The organism is Mycobacterium angelicum, assembly GCF_002086155.1.
GTDB lineage: Bacteria > Actinomycetota > Actinomycetes > Mycobacteriales > Mycobacteriaceae > Mycobacterium > Mycobacterium angelicum.
The window spans coordinates 1-332 of record NZ_MVHE01000354.1 but is presented as its reverse complement, the minus strand read 5'-3'; the positions used below and the strand labels follow the sequence as shown (position 1 = coordinate 332).

1 pseudogene is annotated in these 332 nt (G+C 78.3%); it reads right to left on the bottom strand.

Annotated elements, in window-relative coordinates:
• A pseudogene (locus BST12_RS32735) lies at window positions 1–332 on the bottom strand (PE family protein); the annotation flags it as partial.

Here is a 332-nt window from a genome sequence, read left to right as displayed (position 1 = left end):
CCGCTGACCCCGGCGTTACCCCCGTTACCCCCGTTGCCGCCGTGCTGGCTTATCGCACCGTCGGCGCCGTTACCGCCGTTTCCCGCAGCACCGCCCGAGCCGCCGTGGCCGCCGGCCCCACCTACTCCCTGGCTGCCGGCCTGCCCGGCGGCGGCACTCCCGCCGACACCACCATTGCCGCCGGCGCCGCCGATGCCGCCGGCCCCGCCGTCACCGCCGGCTTGCCCATTGGTCTGAGTTCCAGGTTCCGCGTCGGCGCCGTCGTTGCCCGCGCCGCCCAGGCCGCCGTGGCCGCCGTTGCCGCCGGCTCCGCCGGTTCCGCCGTCGCCGGC